The sequence below is a fragment of the Streptomyces orinoci genome (genome assembly GCF_003121295.1).
GTDB classification, from domain to species: domain Bacteria; phylum Actinomycetota; class Actinomycetes; order Streptomycetales; family Streptomycetaceae; genus Streptomyces; species Streptomyces orinoci.
In genome coordinates this window covers 107,099-123,721 of record NZ_PHNC01000032.1, presented here as the reverse complement: position 1 = coordinate 123,721, position 16,623 = coordinate 107,099, and the positions used below count along the sequence as shown (strand labels likewise).

12 protein-coding genes are annotated in these 16,623 nt (G+C 72.6%); 4 read left to right on the top strand and 8 right to left on the bottom strand.

Going from position 1 to position 16,623, the window contains the following annotated elements; translation table 11 throughout:
• Positions 1 to 40: 40 nt before the first annotated feature.
• The 3 genes from CV755_RS30950 to CV755_RS30935 all read right to left on the bottom strand — a co-directional run bounded on the left by CV755_RS30950 (position 41) and on the right by CV755_RS30935 (position 6,311).
• Positions 41 to 1,486 (bottom strand): aldehyde dehydrogenase family protein, encoded by a 1,446-nt coding sequence (locus CV755_RS30950; RefSeq protein ID WP_109283807.1) that lies wholly within the window; start codon positions 1,484 to 1,486, stop codon positions 41 to 43.
• Between the two features lie 731 nt (positions 1,487 to 2,217).
• Positions 2,218 to 3,777 carry a PucR family transcriptional regulator gene (locus CV755_RS30940; protein WP_109283805.1) on the bottom strand — a complete coding sequence of 520 codons (1,560 nt, stop codon included), beginning with the start codon at positions 3,775 to 3,777 and terminating at the stop codon, positions 2,218 to 2,220.
• A gap of 146 nt (positions 3,778 to 3,923) precedes the next feature.
• Positions 3,924 to 6,311, bottom strand: coding sequence for an ATP/GTP-binding protein (locus CV755_RS30935; protein WP_241561505.1), 2,388 nt, complete (start codon positions 6,309 to 6,311; stop codon positions 3,924 to 3,926).
• A 405-nt stretch (positions 6,312 to 6,716) separates the two neighbouring features.
• Between CV755_RS30935 and gabT the strand changes: the two genes are divergently transcribed.
• A complete protein-coding gene (gene gabT / locus CV755_RS30930) occupies positions 6,717 to 8,066 on the top strand; it encodes a 4-aminobutyrate--2-oxoglutarate transaminase (RefSeq protein WP_109283801.1) in 1,350 nt (449 codons plus the stop codon).
• Positions 8,067 to 8,324: 258 nt separating this feature from the next.
• Positions 8,325 to 9,203: a phosphatase PAP2 family protein gene (locus CV755_RS30925; protein WP_241561504.1), complete on the top strand. Its 879-nt coding sequence runs from the start codon at positions 8,325 to 8,327 to the stop codon at positions 9,201 to 9,203.
• Between the two features lie 413 nt (positions 9,204 to 9,616).
• Here the strand turns inward: CV755_RS30925 and CV755_RS30920 are convergent, their stop codons facing one another.
• From CV755_RS30920 to CV755_RS30905, 4 genes are read right to left on the bottom strand one after another with little or no spacing between them, the layout of a single operon-like run.
• Positions 9,617 to 11,029, bottom strand: coding sequence for an NAD(P)/FAD-dependent oxidoreductase (locus CV755_RS30920; protein WP_164503333.1), 1,413 nt, complete (start codon positions 11,027 to 11,029; stop codon positions 9,617 to 9,619).
• Between the two features lie 4 nt (positions 11,030 to 11,033).
• Positions 11,034 to 11,837, bottom strand: a complete 804-nt coding sequence (locus CV755_RS30915; protein ID WP_109283799.1) for an ABC transporter permease — start codon at positions 11,835 to 11,837, stop codon at positions 11,034 to 11,036.
• On the bottom strand, positions 11,837 to 12,763 hold the full coding sequence (locus tag CV755_RS30910; protein ID WP_109283797.1) for an ABC transporter permease: 927 nt from the start codon (positions 12,761 to 12,763) through the stop codon (positions 11,837 to 11,839). The genes CV755_RS30915 and CV755_RS30910 overlap by 1 nt, the downstream gene beginning before the upstream one ends.
• The gene (locus tag CV755_RS30905; RefSeq protein ID WP_109283795.1) at positions 12,760 to 13,917 is read right to left on the bottom strand and encodes an ABC transporter ATP-binding protein; all 1,158 of its coding nucleotides are present in this window, start codon (positions 13,915 to 13,917) and stop codon (positions 12,760 to 12,762) included. Before CV755_RS30905 ends, CV755_RS30910 begins: the two co-directional genes overlap by 4 nt.
• Before the next feature lie 276 nt (positions 13,918 to 14,193).
• On the opposite strand from CV755_RS30905, the gene CV755_RS30900 reads away from it, so the two are divergent.
• Complete coding sequence (locus CV755_RS30900) at positions 14,194 to 14,808, top strand: NADAR family protein (RefSeq protein ID WP_109283793.1); 615 nt, start codon at positions 14,194 to 14,196, stop codon at positions 14,806 to 14,808.
• Here the strand turns inward: CV755_RS30900 and CV755_RS30895 are convergent.
• Entirely contained in the window at positions 14,754 to 15,461 is a 708-nt protein-coding gene (locus CV755_RS30895) for a DUF4190 domain-containing protein (RefSeq protein WP_109283791.1), read from the bottom strand. The genes CV755_RS30900 and CV755_RS30895 overlap by 55 nt on opposite strands.
• 79 nt (positions 15,462 to 15,540) lie before the next feature.
• Between CV755_RS30895 and CV755_RS30890 the strand changes: the two genes are divergently transcribed.
• Complete coding sequence (locus tag CV755_RS30890; RefSeq protein WP_422070615.1) at positions 15,541 to 16,620, top strand: adenosine deaminase; 1,080 nt, start codon at positions 15,541 to 15,543, stop codon at positions 16,618 to 16,620.
• Positions 16,621 to 16,623: the final 3 nt, after the last annotated feature.

The following is a 16,623-nucleotide window of genomic DNA, read 5'->3' as shown; positions in this document are numbered from 1 at the left end:
TCCACACGGCAGGACCGTCTACAGGGGCAGGACTGGCCGTCTACAGGGCCAGCCCGGTGAGGACCAGCACCCGCTCATAGGTGTAGTCGTCCATGGCGTAGCGCACGCCCTCCCGGCCGACTCCGGACTGCTTGGCGCCGCCATAGGGCATCTGGTCCGCGCGGTAGGACGGCACATCGCCGATGATCACGCCACCGGTCTCCAGGGCGCGGTGCGCCCGGAAGGCGGCCTGCAGGTCATGGGTGAACACACCGGCCTGCAGGCCGTACGGCGAATCGTTGACGGCGGCGAAGGCGGCACTCTCGCCCTCGGCCCGGCTGAGGGTCAGCACCGGGCCGAAGACCTCCTCGCAGGCGATGGTGACCCCGTTGGGGACGTCGGCCAGCACGGTGGGGGCGTAAGTGGCCCCGTCCCGCTTGCCGCCGGTGAGCAGCGTGGCGCCCGCCGCGACGGCCTCGTCCACCCAGGCCTCCACCCGCTTGGCGGCGTCCTCGCTGACCAGCGGGCCGACGTCGGTGGCGGCGTCCGAGGGGTCGCCGGTCACCTGGGTCTCCACCGCGGCGACCACCTTGGGCACCAGGCGGTCGTAGAGCGAGGCGTCGGCGATCACGCGCTGCACCGAGATGCAGGACTGGCCGCCCTGGTAGTTGGAGAAGGTGGCGATGCGCTGGGCCGCCCAGTCGAGGTCCTCCTCCGAGGAGTAGTCGGCCAGCACCACGGCTGCCCCGTTGCCGCCCAGCTCCAGGGTGATGTGCTTGCGCGGCGCGGAGTCCAGGATGGACCAGCCGACGGGGCCGGAGCCGGTGAAGGAGATCACCGGCAGCCGCTCGTCGCGCACCAGGGCGGGCATCCGGTCGTTGGGCACCGGCAGCACGCTCCAGGAACCGGCGGGCAGCTCGGTCTCGGCCAGCAGCTCACCGAGCAGCAGCGACGACAGCGGGGTGGCCGGGGCGGGCTTGAGAATGATCGGGGTGCCCACGGCGATGGCCGGGGCCACCTTGTGCGCCGCCAGGTTGAGCGGGAAGTTGAACGGCGCGATGCCCAGCACGGTGCCGCGGGGGAAGCGGCGGGTCAGGGCCAGACGGCCGGTGCCGCCGGCGTCGGTGTCCAGGCGCTGGGCCTCCCCGGCGTTGAAGCGGCGGGCCTCCTCGGCGGCGAAGCGGAACACCGAGACGGCGCGGCCGACCTCGCCCCGTGCCCACTTGATGGGCTTGCCGTTCTCGGCGGAGATCAGCTGGGCGATCTCCTCCGTGCGCTCGGCCAGGCGGCGCGAGACGTGGTCGAGCGCGGCGGCACGGACGTGCGCCGGGGTCGCCGCGAACTCCTCGCGCACCGCATGGGCGGCGGCGACGGCCTCCTCGACCTGCGCCTCGGTGGGCACGCTGACGGTGCCGACGAGCCGGCCGTCGAAGGAGTTGGTGACGTCGAAGCTCTCCTCGCCGGTGGCCTCGCGGCCGGCCAGCCAGAACGCGTGCGGAGCGGTCAAGGTTCCGGCCCTTTCGCTGTGGGGTGGATTGGCTCCCCCACGGTAGGCGCGAGGCCCGGCGCTGGTGATTGTCCGTGTTGGAGTGGTGGGGCGTGTGGGGGCGCCGGTTTGGCGCGGGCGCGCCAGGTGCCGGCCTGGCGGCGGGCGTACGGGGGGCGTCGTGCCGCGCCCTCCGCCGCGGCGTGGGGGTGGGCGGGTGGCACGGGGGTGGGTGGCACGGGGCGGGTGCCGCTGGTGGACGGAGCGGTTGGGGGTGATGTGGGCTTGGCCTTGACCGGCTGTGCGGCGCGCGGGGTGCTGGGGGCAGGCCGCCGCAGGCAGGCCGCCGCAGGCAGGCCGCCGCAGGCAGGCCGCCGCAGGCAGGCCGCCGCAGGCAGGCCGCCGCAGGCAGGCCGCCGCAGGCAGGCCGCCGCAGGCAGGCCGCCGCAGGCAGGCCGCCGCAGGCAGGCCGCCGCAGGCAGGCCGCCGCGCCCCATGCCAAGGCATGGGGCGGCGGCTCGTACGAGATGGAGCGTTGTAGATCGGCGGGGGKGGGGCCCGGGCCGAAACGGCCCCATGGGGTGGGGGACGGGGCCAGGAGACCGAGGCGGGGGCGCCTTGAGAAGCGAGCCGTGTGCTGTGAGGCGGACGAATCCTGGGCGGAGATCCGCGGCGCGACGGCCGGCGCGGGCACAAGGCGTCCTGCGGCCGCCTGTGGCGTACCCGCTTCCCGGATCGGCCTCTGCGCGGGGCTAGCTGCTCGCCTTGAGGGCCAGCCACAGCTCCATGCGCACATCGGGGTCGTCCAGCGAGCGGCCCAGGATCTCCTCCACCCGCCGCATCCGGTAGCGCAGCGTGTGGCGGTGCACTCCCAGATCGGCGGCGGCCGCGTCCCACTGGCCGTGCCGGGACAGCCAGGCCCGCAGCGAGGCGACGAGGTCGCCGCGCCCCGTGGCGTCGTGCTCGTACAGTGCCCGCAGCAGGCCGTCCGCGAAGGCCCGTACCGCGTCGTCGGCCAGCAGGGGCAGCACCGAGCCCGCCGCCATCTCCTCGTGCTCCACCAGCAGCCGTCCCCGGCGGCGGGCGACCGACAGCGCCTGCTCGGCCTGACGGTAGGCGGCCGCCGCGCCGGCCGGGCCCGCCGGGGCGGACAGGCCGATGGCGAGCGTGAGTTCGGCCTCCTCCCCCGCGGGCGCCAGCGCCGCACAGGCGGCGACCGCGGCCCCGCCATCGGGGGCGAGGACCACCAGCCTGGGGCCGTCCGGGACAGCCAGCACCGGCTCGCCCGCGCGGCCTGCGGCGGTCTCCATCGCGTCGGCCAGCAAGGCCAGCGGATCGGCGCTCTCCGGTTCCGCGGCGGCGGGCAGCGCCTCGGCGAGGAGCAGCCGGAAGGGCGCGTCCAGCAGCGAGCCGTACAGCTCCCCGGCCACCGACCGGGCGTGCTCCGGCTCCCCGGACAGGAGCATGTTCAGCACCGCCGTGCCCAGCCGCTGTTCCGCCTCGCGCAGCGCGCGGGAGCGCTCGGTGGCCAGGGTGAGCAGCGCGACCGCCGAATGCACCGCATAGCGCTCGGCCGTGCCCAGCGGGGCACCGGTGCCCACCGCCAGCACCCCTCGCGCGTGCCGCCCCGAACCCAGGGACTGCAGCTCGACCCGGTCACCGTCCTCCTCGGCCGGCCCCACCACCGCACTGGCCGGGGCCTGCCGGCGGCGCAGCCGTTCCACATCGGGGCCCAGCCGGGCGGCGCGGCGGGCGGCCCAGTCCGGCGCGGCCGCCACCACCGTGCCCGAGGCGTCATAGAGCGCGGCCCAGCCGTTCAGGTGCGCGGCAAGCCGGGCCAGCAGCGCGGCGGGCCCGTCCGCGCCGACCGCCGCCTTGGTCAGCTCCCGCTGCGCCTCGAAGCCTGCCGTCACGGCGCGGTACTGGTCGGCGGCGATGGCCGCGGAGACGGCCTTGCTGATGGCGATGAAGGGCGTGCGGCGGGGCACCTCCAGCAGCGGCAGCCCCTCCGCCTCGGCAGCCTCGATCAGCGCCTCCGGCACCCGCTCGTACTTCACGCCCACCGCGAAGCCCAGGCCCACCACGCCGGCCCGCACCAGGCGGCGCACATAAGCGCGCATGGCCCCGGGATCCGTGGCGTCGATCTGCAGGGCGGTGGTCAGCAGCAGTTCGCCGCCGTCCATCCACGGCACCGGGTCGGCCAGCTCACTGACATGGGCCCAGCGCACGGGGGTCTCCAGCCGGTCCTCTCCGGCGAGGACGGTCAGCCGCAGCGCGGAGTGCTGGGCGAGGGAGGCGAGCGTCGGGGGCATGGCACCTTCGGTGAGGCATGGGGCATCGCGGTGACGTGCCGTCCCGGTTGAACGGCTGCGAACGATTGTCCCTCAGCACGAGGCCCGGTGGAGTGACGTCCCGATCAGGTGACGGACCACCGGGCAATGGATCACCGGGTAACGGATCACCGGGTGAGGTCCACCAGCACGGGGGGCGCGCTGTCGCCCCATACCGAGGTCACCGACAGCACCGCGTGCCCGGCGGGCACCGCGTGCGCCAGCTCCGAGGCCGACCAGCGCTCGCGCTCCACCCGGCGCACCGTCACCGACTGGGCGGTGACCGCCCGGCCGGTCACCAGGTGACGCACGATGTGCATGGCCCGGGTGAACGGCTCATGGGCGATGATCTGCCGGTCGGTGACGTCGCGGGTCTCCACCCACTCCTTGCCCCAGACCTCGGCGAACCGCGCGCCGTCCCAGGTCGTCACGCCGGAGAACGCCATCCGGCAGCCCACGGAGCCGAGCAGCGCGGGGCGCAGGGGCTCGGGTACGTCGTCGAGCGTACGGAGGGTCAGTACGGCGCCGGCGTTGGCCGACCGCAAACGGCCGAGGGCGCGTACGGAGTCCGGGGTGACGGTGCGGGTGGCGTCGTCCAGTACCAGGCAGGCGAACAGCGAGCGGTCGCCCCGCCCCACGGCGCACTCGGTGAACTGGGCGAGCACCAGGCGCGCCAGCATCCTGGACGCCTCGGCGTGGCCCCGTTCCGGCAGATCGATACGGACCCGTACCGGGTGTTCGACGGCCCGCAGCGAGAAGGTGCGGCTGGGGTCGGTGGTGTCGAAGAAGCGGGCGAAGGCGGGCCGGTCGAGCAGCGCCAGCCGGTCCGCCAGCAGCGGGGCGGGGTCCCCGGGGCGCTGTGACTGCCGTTCGCGGGCATCGAGTTCGCGCAGTTGCGCCTCATGCCCGCCAGCGGTCAGCGCCTCGCGCAGGGCACGCACCGCGTCCGCCGAGCCGTCCAGAAGTTCGCGCAGCTCCGGTACGGACGGGAAGCGGCCGTGCACCGCCCGGAAGGGGCCGAGCAACTGGGCCAGCGCGGTGGCCGCCCTGCGGCCCTCACCGCCGGGCCGGCCCTCGGCCAGGTCACCGGCCAGGCCCTCGGCGAGGACGGCGGCGGCCTCGTCGGGATCCTCGGTGCCGCCATAGAGGTCGAGGTCGTAGGCGGAGTCCGGCCGTCCGATCTTCACCACCACATCGAAGGCGTCATCGGGCGCCAGGGCGGAACCGGCCGCTCCGACGGCCACCACCGAAGCCCGTCCGGCGAGCGCCTGGAGGCACAGCGACTCAAGTACCGGCCGCACCAGGCGCTCGGTCTTGCCACAGCCCGGTGGGCCGACGGCCAGCAGCGAGGTGCCCAGCAGACCGGGGTCCAGGGCGCACCCGGCACCCCGGTGCTCATAGGGGTTGCGCTCCTCGTCGGCGGCGGTGCCGATGCGGACCTGGGAGGTGACCAGGTCGTGCCGCGCCGAGCGCAGCGGCAGGTCGCGTTCGCCGGAGGGGTGGAGGTAGGCGGCGGCCCCATGCCGCAGCACGGTGTCGGTGAATCCGGCGAGCCGTCCGGGGCGCTGCCGTACGGACTGCCAGGCGTGCTCGATACGGGCGTGGTCCACGTCGTTCATCCGCCCGGCCCAGGCTTCGGCCATCAGGCGGTCGGCGGCGTCGTGCGCCCCATGGGCGCGCAGCTGGGGCCACTCGGCGGGATCCTGCCGCGGCTGCGTGGCGGGGTGCTCGTTGTTCTTCGGGTGCTTAACCGGGGCGGGTTGCCGCTCCTGCCCCTCGCCCCCGTAACGGCGCATCAGCTCTCGCCAATGGCCCACGCGTCGGGCGATGGCCAGGAGGAAGAGGGTGAACAGGACATAGTAGGTGTACGAGGCGTACAGCCAGGCGGCGACCGACCGGCGCCAGGACTCGGGGGCGAAGGTCTCCAGCGGCCACATCCAGCCGTCGCCCACCGCCCCGTTCCAGCACAGTGCCCACACCACCCAGACCCCGGCGAAGGCCAGCCCGGCGCGGACGAGGAGCTGCCGGCTGGGGATGAGTTCCGGCCGCGGGCGCACCAGCAGCCGGGGCCAGCGGGCGGCGGCGAACTCGCGGGCCGGCCCCAGCAGCCGCTCCATGGCCCGGCGCCATGGCGGCATCAGGTAGCGGCGCCCCAGCTCGGGCCAGCGGCCGATGCGGCCGAAAACCACCGCCAGGGCGACCACGAAGAGGGCGTAGTAGGCGTAGGAGGCCACGTAGTACTCGCGGGTGCTCTGATCCCAGGAGCCGGGCATCATCGCCCGCAACGGCCAGGTCCAGTACGGCCCCAGGAACCCGTTCCAGAGCAGGGACCACAGCAGCCACCCGCAGAGAAAGGCAATCACCGCCCCGCTGATCAGCTGCCGCCCCGGGACCCGGTTCGGTTCGCGCGCCGGGCGCGGCCGGTGTTCATACGCCCACACGCCGGGCCGCGGCGCCGTGCGCGGGGCGCGGAGCCAGGAGACGAACGGCGGTGGCGGCGGGGCTTCGCCGGGCATGGGGGGCGCCGTCCGCGGTCGCACCACGCCCTCCACCGGGGCCCCGGTCCGCGGTACCGGAACCTCCGCCATCGGTGCGTCCGCCATCGGCGCATCCGTCCCCGGCGCATCCGCCATCGGACGAGGGACCGCACCATGCCGCGCCCCGTACATGCCCTCGGTGTCCATTCGCCGCTCCTCGCCCCCGGCCCGGAGGTCCGCATGCCGTCGCTCCGCGCTCAATCTAGTGTCTTCGCAGCGGGAGTTCAGCGCCGTCGGCCGGCCCCTCCAGGGGCCCGCCATATCCGCTACGGACAAGGCGCGGCGCGCACTTCTCCCTAACGGAACATGCCTGGCCGACACCCGCGCCCCTAGCCTGCGACCGACAACCCCCGTTTTGACCGTCCTGATCGTCTGGAGCCCCTCATGACCGAACTGACCGGAGGCCCGTCCCTCCCCCAGGAGCGCCGCGTCGTCACCGCGATCCCCGGCCCCAAGTCGCTGGAGCTCCAGGCACGCCGCACCGCCGCCGTGGCCGGCGGCGTGGGTTCGGTGCTGCCGGTGTTCACGGTGCGCGCGGGCGGCGGTGTCATCGAGGACGTGGACGGCAACTCGCTGATCGACTTCGGTTCGGGCATCGCGGTGACCTCGGTGGGCTCCAGCGCGGAGGCCGTGGTGCGGCGGGCTTCGGCGCAGCTCGCCGACTTCACCCACACCTGCTTCATGGTCACCCCCTATGAGGGCTATGTGGAGGTCTGTGAGCAGTTGGCCGAGCTGACCCCGGGCGACCACGCCAAGAAGTCGGCGCTGTTCAACTCCGGCGCAGAGGCGGTGGAGAACGCGGTCAAGATCGCCCGCGCCTACACCAAGCGCCAGGCGGTCGTGGTCTTCGACCACGGCTACCACGGCCGTACCAACCTCACCATGGCGCTCACCGCCAAGAACATGCCGTACAAGCACGGCTTCGGCCCCTTCGCGCCCGAGGTCTACCGGGTGCCGGTGGCCTACGGCTACCGCTGGCCGACCGGCCCGGAGAACTGCGCCGAGGAGGCCGCGGCCCAGGCCATCGACATGATCAGCAAGCAGGTGGGCGCGGACAACGTCGCGGCGATCATCATCGAGCCGGTGCTGGGCGAGGGCGGCTTCATTGAGCCGGCCAAGGGCTTCCTGCCGCGCATCGCACAGTTCGCCAAGGACAACGGCATCGTCTTCGTCGCGGACGAGATCCAGTCCGGCTTCTGCCGCACGGGCCAGTGGTTCGCCTGTGAGGACGAGGGCATCGTGCCCGATCTGATCACCACCGCCAAGGGCATCGCGGGCGGCCTGCCGCTGGCCGCCGTCACCGGCCGTGCGGAGATCATGGACGCCGCGCACCCGGGCGGCCTGGGCGGCACCTACGGCGGCAACCCGGTGGCCTGCGCGGCCGCGCTGGGCGCCATCGAGACCATGCGAGAGCTGGACCTCAACGCCAAGGCCCGCCGGATCGAAGAGGTCATGAAGGGCCGCCTGGCCGCGCTGCAGGAGAAGCACGGAATCATCGGCGACGTGCGCGGCCGTGGCGCCATGATCGCCATCGAGCTGGTGGAGCCGGGCACCAAGACGCCCAACGCGGCCGCCGCCGGCGCGCTGGCCAAGGCCTGCCACGCGGAGGGGCTGCTGGTGCTCACCTGCGGCACCTACGGCAATGTGCTGCGCTTCCTGCCCCCGCTGGTGATCGGCGAAGACCTGCTCAACGAGGGCCTGGACATCATCGAGGCCGCACTCGAGCGCATCTGAGCGGTACGCCCGCCGGGACGCGTCCGGCGTGCTGCCGCATGGGGCGGGGCGCGGGGCGGACGCCGCCCCAGGGGCATGATGCGGACGCCGCCCGGGGCATGGGGCGTTCCATACGCCGCCGCATGGGGCGGCCGGTGCGCGCCGGGAAGCCGTCCGGACCGGCTCGCTCAGGAGTTCGTGAAGGAGATGTGCGGGGCGGGTGGTGGAGAGGTGATCCGACTTGTCGGACCCCACCCGCACTGCCGTACGGTTTCTCCGGTGAACGAAAGACCCGCGTCGGCGCTTCCCCAGCACCGGCCCGGCCGTGCCCTCGCGCACACCGGAGCTCTGCGCTCCGGGCACCCTCACGGCTCGGACGGCCGTCCGCCCCACACCCCCCGGGGCGCGCGGCACCGCGGTCGCCATGGCGGCTCCGGAACCCTCCCCCCGGTTCCGGGGCCGTCGGCCGTTCTGTTCCCGGCGGTGTGCGCCCTGCTCTTCGCCCTGATCACCTGGCAAGTGGCCGTCCACGGCCCGCTGCGTGCCCTGGACGAGCGGCTGGGCCGGGCGGCTGAACGGTCCGCCGTCCCCTCCACCGCCGCCCATTTCTTCGCCGACCTGGGCAACGTCTCAGTGGCGCTGCCGGTGCTAAGCCTGGCGCTGGTCTGCGCCGCCTGGCGCGGCCGGGCCTGGCGGCCCCCGCTGGCCGCCGCGCTCGCCATGGCCGCGGTGCCCGCGCTGGTCGTCCCCCTCAAGGGCGCGATTGCCCGCCCCGGACCACCCCTGATGCGCTCCGGGGCGCACGATGGTTTCTTTCCTTCCGGGCATGCGGCCACCGCGGCGGTGGCGTACGGGGCGGCGGCCCTGCTGCTGCTCGGTCGGCCCCGGTGGCCCGCCACTCTGGGCCTCGCGCTGCTCAACGCGGGCGTCGGCCTGGGGCTGGTCCGGTGCGGCTACCACTGGCCGCTGGATGTGGCAGGCGCATGGTGCCTGTCGGGTGCGGTGCTGTGGTGCCTGGGACGGGTCCTTCCATCACCGGGCAGCGCACAGGGCAGTGACGGCCGGCGAGCGGACCAGGACCGCCAGGCGGGCGCCGGGAACCAAGGGCACCCCAGCCGGAAGACGGATCCGGGACCCCGAGCGGACTCCGCCGGTTAGACGACTCCCGACACCAAGCACGGCCCGCGCATGAGGCGGAGCCGCGCACCAGGCAGACGCCGGACTGGGGGCAGGCATGGAGCACCGGCTGGCGCCCCGCCCGTCAGACGAGCGCCCTGCATCGGGCCACCCCCGGCACCGGCGAGCACCCGGCACCGGCGAGCACCAGGCACCAGGCACCCCTCTCCCCCAAACGGGCACCGAGCACCACGGCCCCCAACCGCACCGCGCGCACCGAGCACCACGCGGCCCTCGACCGCACAACGGACACGGACAAGGACACCGAGCAGCGCCCATCGCTCCGAAGCCGACCGCCCGGCGCCCCATGCCCGCCCCCCCGCTGAGGCGCCACGCGGTCAGCACATCAGCAAGTCAGCACGTCCGTGGAGTCCACGCCTCCGGTGCGCCGGACCTCAGCTGTCGAAGCCCAGCCCCACCCGGTCCATCGCCTTGAGCCAGAGGTTGCGCCTGCCGCCGTTCTCATCGGCCCGGGTCATCGACCACTGGGTGAGGCCGATGCCCATGGAGCGCACCGGCTCCGGCGGGAACGGCAGGGGCTTGCTGCGCACCATCTCCAGTTCGGTGCGCTCGGTGCGCTCGCCCGCCAGCAGATCGAGCATCACGTCCGCGCCGAAGCGGCTGGCGCCCACCCCCAGACCGGTGTAGCCGAGCGCATAGGCGACCCGGCCGCCGTGTGCGGTGCCGAAGAAGGCCGAGAAGCGCGAGCAGGTGTCGATGGCGCCGCCCCAGGCGTGCGAAAAGCGCACGCCCTCCAGCTGGGGGAAGCAGCGGAAGAAGTGCTCGGCGAGCTTCTGGTAGGTGGCCGGGTGGTGGTCGTACTCGGCCCGGATCTCCCCGCCGTAGTGGTAGACGATGTCGTAACCGCCCCACAGGATGCGGTTGTCGGCGGTGAGCCGGAAGTAGTGGAAGTGGTTGGCGCTGTCGCTCAGTCCCTGCCGGCGCCGCCAGCCCACCGCAGCCAGTTGCTCCTCGGTGAGCGGCTCGGTGGTCAGTGCGTAGTCGTAGACCGGTGCGATGTACGGGCGCAGCCGCTTCACCAGGGACGGGAAGGCGTTGGTGCCCAGTGCCGCCTGGCGGGCGAAGACCCGTCCGTACGGGGTGCGCACCGCCACGCCCGCGTCGCGCGAGGACAACTCGCTGCCCGGCGTGTGCTCGTAGATCCGTACGCCCAGCTCCAGGCAGGCGCGCTTGAGGCCCCAGGCCAGCTTGGCGGGGTGCAGCATGGCAACGCCGGTGCGGTTCCACAGGCCGGCCAGGAACGTGGGGGAGTCGACCTCGGCGCGCAGTGCGTCGCGGTCGAGGAATTCATGGCCGCCAAAGCCGAGTGAGGCCAGTTCCTCGGCGGTCTCGCGCAGTTCCAGGACCTGGTGCGGGGCGGTGGCGATCTCGATCTCGCCGGTGCGCTCGAAGTCGCAGTCGATGCCATGGCGCCGCAGCGCGGACTCGATGCCGTCGAGGTTTTCGTGGCCGAGTCTCTCCAGCAGGGGGAGCTCGCCGGGCCAGCGGGCCAGGCCATTGCCCAGCCCGTGGGTGAGCGAGGCGGCGCAGAAGCCGCCGTTGCGGCCGGAGGCGGCCCAGCCGCATTCCTCGCTCTCGATCAGGACGACCTCGCGGGAGGGGTCGCGTTCCTTGGCGTTGAGGGCGGTCCACAGACCGGAGTAGCCGCCGCCGACGACGAGCAGGTCGCAGTGCTCGTCGCCGACGAGGGCGGGGCAGGCCTCGGGCCGCCCGGGGTCGTCGAGCCAGTAGGGGCGCAGATGAGTGTCAGACAGTGCTTGGACAGGGTTCATGGCACGGGCGGCCATGGTCTCAGCTCCTTCTTCGGTTTTTCTGGCGTCTGCCGACCAGCTGGCCGGCGAGCACACACAGCACGGCGACGGCGAACATCGCGGTACCGATCACATTGATTTGAACGGGAGTGCCCCGTTGTGCGGCTCCCCACACGAACATGGGGAAGGTCACAGTCGAACCGGCGTTGAAGTTGGTGATGACGAAGTCGTCGAAGGACAGGGCGAAGGACAGCAGCGCGCCGGCGGCGATGCCGGGGGCGGCGATGGGCAGCGTGATCCGCCAGAAGGTCTGCGCGGGGGTGGCGTAGAGGTCCTGGGCGGCCTGCTCCAGGCGGGGGTCCATGCTCATCACCCGGGCCTTGACGGCGGTGACCACAAAGCTGAGACAGAAGGTGATGTGGGCGATGAGGATGGTCCAGAAGCCGAAGCTGACGCCCATGTTGAGGAAGAGCGTGGCCAGCGAGGCGGCCATCACCACCTCGGGCATGGCCATCGGCAGGAAGATCAGGGTGCCTGCCGAGGAACGGCCGCTGAAGCGGTAGCGGGCCAGCGCGAAGGCGATCAGGGTGCCCAGCACGGTGGCCCCGAGCGTGGCCCACACGGCGATGCGCAGGCTCAGCGAGAGGGAGCCGCACAGGTCGGCCACGTCGCAGGGGTGCGTCCAGGCATCGGTGGAGAACCGCTGCCACTGGTAGTTGAAGCGGCCATTGGGCTTGTTGAAGGAGAAGACCGTCACGATGACGTTGGGCAGCAGCAGATAGCCCAGCGTCAGCAGGCCGGCGAAGACCACCAGATGGCGTCTGACCCAGGTGAACAGGCGCATCAGACCAGTTCCTCCGTCCCCGAGCGGCGGATGTAGACGGTCACCATGGCCAGGATCGCGGCCATCAGGATGAAGGACAGGGCGGCCGCGGTCGGATAGTCCAGCACCCGCAGGAACTGGGACTGGATGACGTTGCCGATCATCTTCTGGTCCGGCGAGCCCAGCAGTTCCGCGTTGATGTAGTCGCCGGCGGCCGGGATGAAGGTGAGCAGGGTGCCGGCCACCACGCCGGGCATGGACAGCGGGAGGGTCACCTTGCGGAAGATGGTCAGCGGCCGCGCGTAGAGGTCGCTCGCCGCCTCGTGCAGGCGGCCGTCGATGCGCTCGAGGGAGGTGTACAGCGGCAGGATCATAAAGGGCAGGAAGTTGTAGGTGAGGCCGCAGACGACGGCCAGCGGGGTGGCCAGCAGCCGGTGGCCCTCGGTGACGCCGAGCGCGTCGGTCAGGCCCAGGATGTGCAGCCGGTCCATGGTGCGGACCACGGGGCCGCCGTCGGACAGGATGGTCTTCCAGGCCAGGGTGCGGATCAGGAAGCTGGTGAAGAAGGGCGCGATCACCAGGATCATCAGCAGATGGCGCCAGCGGCCGGCCCGGAAGGCGATGAGGTAGGCGAGCGGGTAGCCCAGCCCCAGGCAGAGCACCGTGGCGATGGCGGCGTAGCCCACCGAGCGGAGGAACTGCGGGTAGTACTGGTTCAGGGCGTCCCAGTAGGTGGCGAAGTGCCAGGTGACCCGGAAGCCGTCCTCCAGGGAGCCGGTCTGCACCGAGGTGGACGCCTGGTAGACCAGCGGGGCGGCGAAGAAGACCAGGAGCCACAGGATGCCGGGGAGCAGCAGCCAGTAGGGGACGAGCCTGCGGCGCCGCACGGGGCGGGCGGAACCGGCCGCCGGGGCCGGCGCGGGGAGCTGTTCGGTGAGGGTCGTCATGAGGGCCCCTCCCCCAGGTCCACGTCGGTGCCGGCCTCGATGCGCTGCGCGGCGTCCAGCCCGAAGCCGTGGCCCGGGTTCCAGTGCAGGACGACCTCGGCGCCGGGCGCCAGGCGGGAGTCGCGCTCGATGTTCTGCTGGTAGACGGCCAGGCCGGGGGCGACGGGGCTGTCGATGAGGTACTGGGTGGAGACGCCGGTGAAGCTGGACTCGGTGATCCGGCCGGTCACCCGGTTACGGCCCTCGGGCACCGTGCCGGCGTCCTCGGCGGGGGTGAGGGTGATCTTCTCAGGCCGTATCCCGATCAGCAGCTTCTCGCCCACCCGGGCGGTGCCGGTACATCGTTTCGCGGGCAGGGTGAGTTTGGTATCCGCGGCACGCAGCGCCAGTTCGTCCCCGGAGGCGTCCAGGACCTCGGCGGTGATGAGGTTGGAGGTGCCCAGGAAGTTGGCGACGAAGGTGGTACGGGGCTGCTCATAGAGGTCGGCGGGGGCGCCGAGCTGCTCGATCCGGCCGTCGTTCATCACGGCCACGGTGTCGGCCATGGCCATCGCCTCTTCCTGGTCGTGGGTGACATGGATGAAGGTGATGCCGACCTCGGTCTGGATGCGCTTGAGCTCCAGCTGCATCTGGCGGCGCAGCTTGAGGTCCAGGGCACCGAGCGGCTCGTCCAGCAGCAGCACCTGGGGGTGGTTGATCAGGGCACGGGCGACCGCCACGCGCTGCTGCTGGCCGCCGGAGAGCTGCTGGGGCTTGCGGCGCGCCAGGTCGCCGAGCTGGACCAGCTCCAGCATGTCCTCGACCTGTTTGCGCACCGACTTCAGGCCGCGGCGGCGGAGGCCGAAGGCGATGTTCTCGTAGACGTCCAGGTGCGGGAAGAGCGCATAGCTCTGGAAGACGGTGTTCACGGGGCGCTTGTGCGGGGGGAGGGCGGTGACGTCCGTGCCGTCCAGCTCGACGGTGCCGGTGCTGGGGTTCTCCAGTCCGGCGATCATGCGGAGGGTGGTGGTCTTTCCGCACCCGGAGGCACCGAGCAGGGCGAAGAACGAGCCCGCGGGAACGCTCAGATCCAGCGGATGCACAGCAGTGAAGGTGCCATAGCGCTTGCTGATGCCGGAGAGGCGGACGCCGGTGCTCGGGGCGGTTGCGGTCATGGATGGTCCAGAGGTGTCGGGGCCGAAAGCACATAACAGTGACATACGGCTGAGGGGCTTCGGATACGGGCCGCCTTCGCGCACTCCTGCACCGGACCGGACGGCCTAGAGCTGGTGTTGCAACACCGAGGTGTGGTCGCCGATCCTGGCAGAGGCGTGCACCCATAACAAGAGATTCCGTTGCAGGAACTCATTGAGGCGACGGAATCAGCATCCGGAACGGGTGCCTCTAAATAGCCGCGACGGAGAGCCGCACCCGCTGCCAGAATCGGCGCCATGACGATCAAGAGGGGTCACGAGGCTTCGGACACGCGCTCGGTGGCGGAGTTGACCGCGGCCGTCGCACGGGGCGAGCGGCCCAGGTATGTGTACTTCTGGGGCCACCGGCCACGCCGGGACGGCAGCGTGGGGCCCGGCTGCTTCAGCCAGTGGTGGCCCTCGCCCTTCACCGTGGACGGAACCGGCTACCCGACCGCCGAACACTGGATGATGGCGGGCAAGGCCCGGCTGTTCGACGACGCCGAGGCGGAGGCCAGGGTGCTGGCGGCGGGCCACCCCAAGCAGGCCAAGGACGCCGGGCGCATGGTGCGCGGTTTCGACGAGGAGACCTGGCGCCGGCACCGCTTCGAGCTGGTCGTCCAGGGCAGCGTGCACAAGTTCGCCCAGCACCCGGAGCTATTGGAGTACCTGCTGGGCACGGGGCGCCGAGTGCTGGTGGAGGCCAGCCCGCTGGACCGGATCTGGGGCATCGGCCTGGCGGCCGACGACGAACGGGCCCAGAACCCGGCGCGCTGGAAGGGACTGAACCTGCTGGGCTTCGCGCTGATGGAGGCGCGTCAGCGCCTGGCGGCCGGCAGCAGCGGCCCGGGAGCGGGCGGCGCCGCCATATAGGCCCCGTAGGTGGCGTCCGGATCGTCGGCCGGGACCTTGTCGGAGTGGCGGTCGTCGTGGTGAACGCTGACGTAGAGCACCACGAAGAGGACGGAGGCGACCAGGGACACCCCGCCGAGTATCAGCCCGGCCAGCGCCTGCCCCTGGTTGGCGGCCTCGCCCCGGGTTGTCTTGGCCCGGCCGATCACGCCGAACACCAGCGCCAGCACGCCGAGGACCACCCCGAACACCACGGTGCAGGACAGCACCAGGCCAAGGATGCCCAGCACCAGCGCCGCCACCCCGAAGCCGTTGTTGGGCACCGGCGCCGGGGCATACCAGGCGCCGCCCTGCCCATAGGCGGCCGGCCCGTAGGGGGCATGGGGCGGATAGCCGGGGCCGCCATAGGGGTCGCCCTGGTACTGGTACGAACTGGGGGTGCCGGGCCCGGTCGGGGCCGGCGGCACCGGTGGCACGCTACCCGGCGGCGGCCCGCCCATGGGCGGTGCCGGGAAGGCATGGGGCGCCTGGTGGCCGGGCGCCTGGGGCGGCGGCCCGGCGGGCTGTCCGGCCCATGGCGCGGCGGCCGGCTCATCGCCCGGCACCCGGTCGTTCGGCGGAGCCCAGGGATCCCGGTACCGCTGCTCCGGCTGGACGTCGTCCTGGTCGGACATGACCCTCCCTAGTTGCTCTCCGGTCATGCTAAGGCCCACGCACTGGCCCCATACCCACCGCACATACGATGATCCGCGGATGATCCGCGCCGCACTGCCCGCCCCATGGATCGAACAGCCCCTGGAGGCCCGAATGTCCGCCCTCGACTCGTTCATCGCCGGCCTGCCCAAGGCGGAGCTGCATGTGCACCACGTCGGTTCGGCCTCGCCGCGCATCGTCGCCGAACTGGCCGCCCGGCACCCCGACTCCCCCGTCCCCGCCGACCCCGAGGCCCTCGCCGACTTCTTCACCTTCCGCGATTTCGCCCACTTCGTCGAGGTCTACCTCTCGGTCGTGGACCTCGTCCGGGACGCCGAGGACGTCCGGCTGCTGACCTACGAGATCGCCCGCGACATGGCCCGCCAGCAGATCCGCTACGCGGAGCTGACCGTCACGCCCTACAGCTCGACCCGGCGCGGCATCCCCGACGCCGCCTTCGTGGAGGCCATCGAGGACGCCCGCAAGGCGGCCGAGAGCGAGCTGGGCGTGGTGCTGCGCTGGTGCTTCGACATCCCCGGCGAGGCCGGCCTGGCCGCCGCCGAGGAGACGGCCCGTATCGCCTGCGAGCTCAAGCCGGAGGGCCTGGTCTCCTTCGGGCTCGGCGGGCCCGAGATCGGCGTACCGCGGCCGCAGTTCAAGCCGTACTTCGACCGGGCCATAGCGGCCGGCCTGCACAGCGTTCCGCACGCCGGGGAGACCACCGGCCCGCAGACCATCTGGGACGCGCTGACCGAGCTGCGTGCCGAGCGCATCGGGCACGGCACCAGCGCCCCTCAGGACCCCAAACTGCTGGCACACCTGGCGGAGCACCGCATTCCGCTGGAGGTCTGCCCCACCTCCAACCTGGCCACCCGTGCGGTGGCGGACATCGAGCGGCACCCGGTCCGGGAGATGGTCGCGGCCGGGGTGCTGGTGACCATCAACAGCGACGACCCGCCCATGTTCGGCACCGACCTCAACACCGAGTACGGGGTGGCGGCACGGCTGCTCGGCCTGGACGAGCACGGCCTCGCCGGTCTCGCCAAGAACGCAGTCGAGGCGTCGTTCATGGACGCGGCGGGCAAGGCCCGGCTGAACGCCGAGATCGACGCCTACACCGCCGCCTGGCGCCGCCCCTGACCG

Excerpts from the sequence above, each read along its gene's own strand:
- CV755_RS30940 (WP_109283805.1), bottom strand. The coding sequence starts at position 3,777 with ATGCCCCCGACGCTCGCCTCCCTCGCCCAGCACTCCGCGCTGCGGCTG.
- CV755_RS30935 (WP_241561505.1), bottom strand. The coding sequence starts at position 6,311 with ATGCCCGGCGAAGCCCCGCCGCCACCGCCGTTCGTCTCCTGGCTCCGC.
- gabT (WP_109283801.1), top strand. The coding sequence starts at position 6,717 with ATGACCGAACTGACCGGAGGCCCGTCCCTCCCCCAGGAGCGCCGCGTC.
- CV755_RS30920 (WP_164503333.1), bottom strand. The coding sequence starts at position 11,029 with ATGGCCGCCCGTGCCATGAACCCTGTCCAAGCACTGTCTGACACTCAT.
- CV755_RS30915 (WP_109283799.1), bottom strand. The coding sequence starts at position 11,837 with ATGCGCCTGTTCACCTGGGTCAGACGCCATCTGGTGGTCTTCGCCGGC.
- CV755_RS30910 (WP_109283797.1), bottom strand. The coding sequence starts at position 12,763 with ATGACGACCCTCACCGAACAGCTCCCCGCGCCGGCCCCGGCGGCCGGT.
- CV755_RS30905 (WP_109283795.1), bottom strand. The coding sequence starts at position 13,917 with ATGACCGCAACCGCCCCGAGCACCGGCGTCCGCCTCTCCGGCATCAGC.
- CV755_RS30900 (WP_109283793.1), top strand. The coding sequence starts at position 14,194 with ATGACGATCAAGAGGGGTCACGAGGCTTCGGACACGCGCTCGGTGGCG.
- CV755_RS30895 (WP_109283791.1), bottom strand. The coding sequence starts at position 15,461 with ATGTCCGACCAGGACGACGTCCAGCCGGAGCAGCGGTACCGGGATCCC.
- CV755_RS30890 (WP_422070615.1), top strand. The coding sequence starts at position 15,541 with ATGATCCGCGCCGCACTGCCCGCCCCATGGATCGAACAGCCCCTGGAG.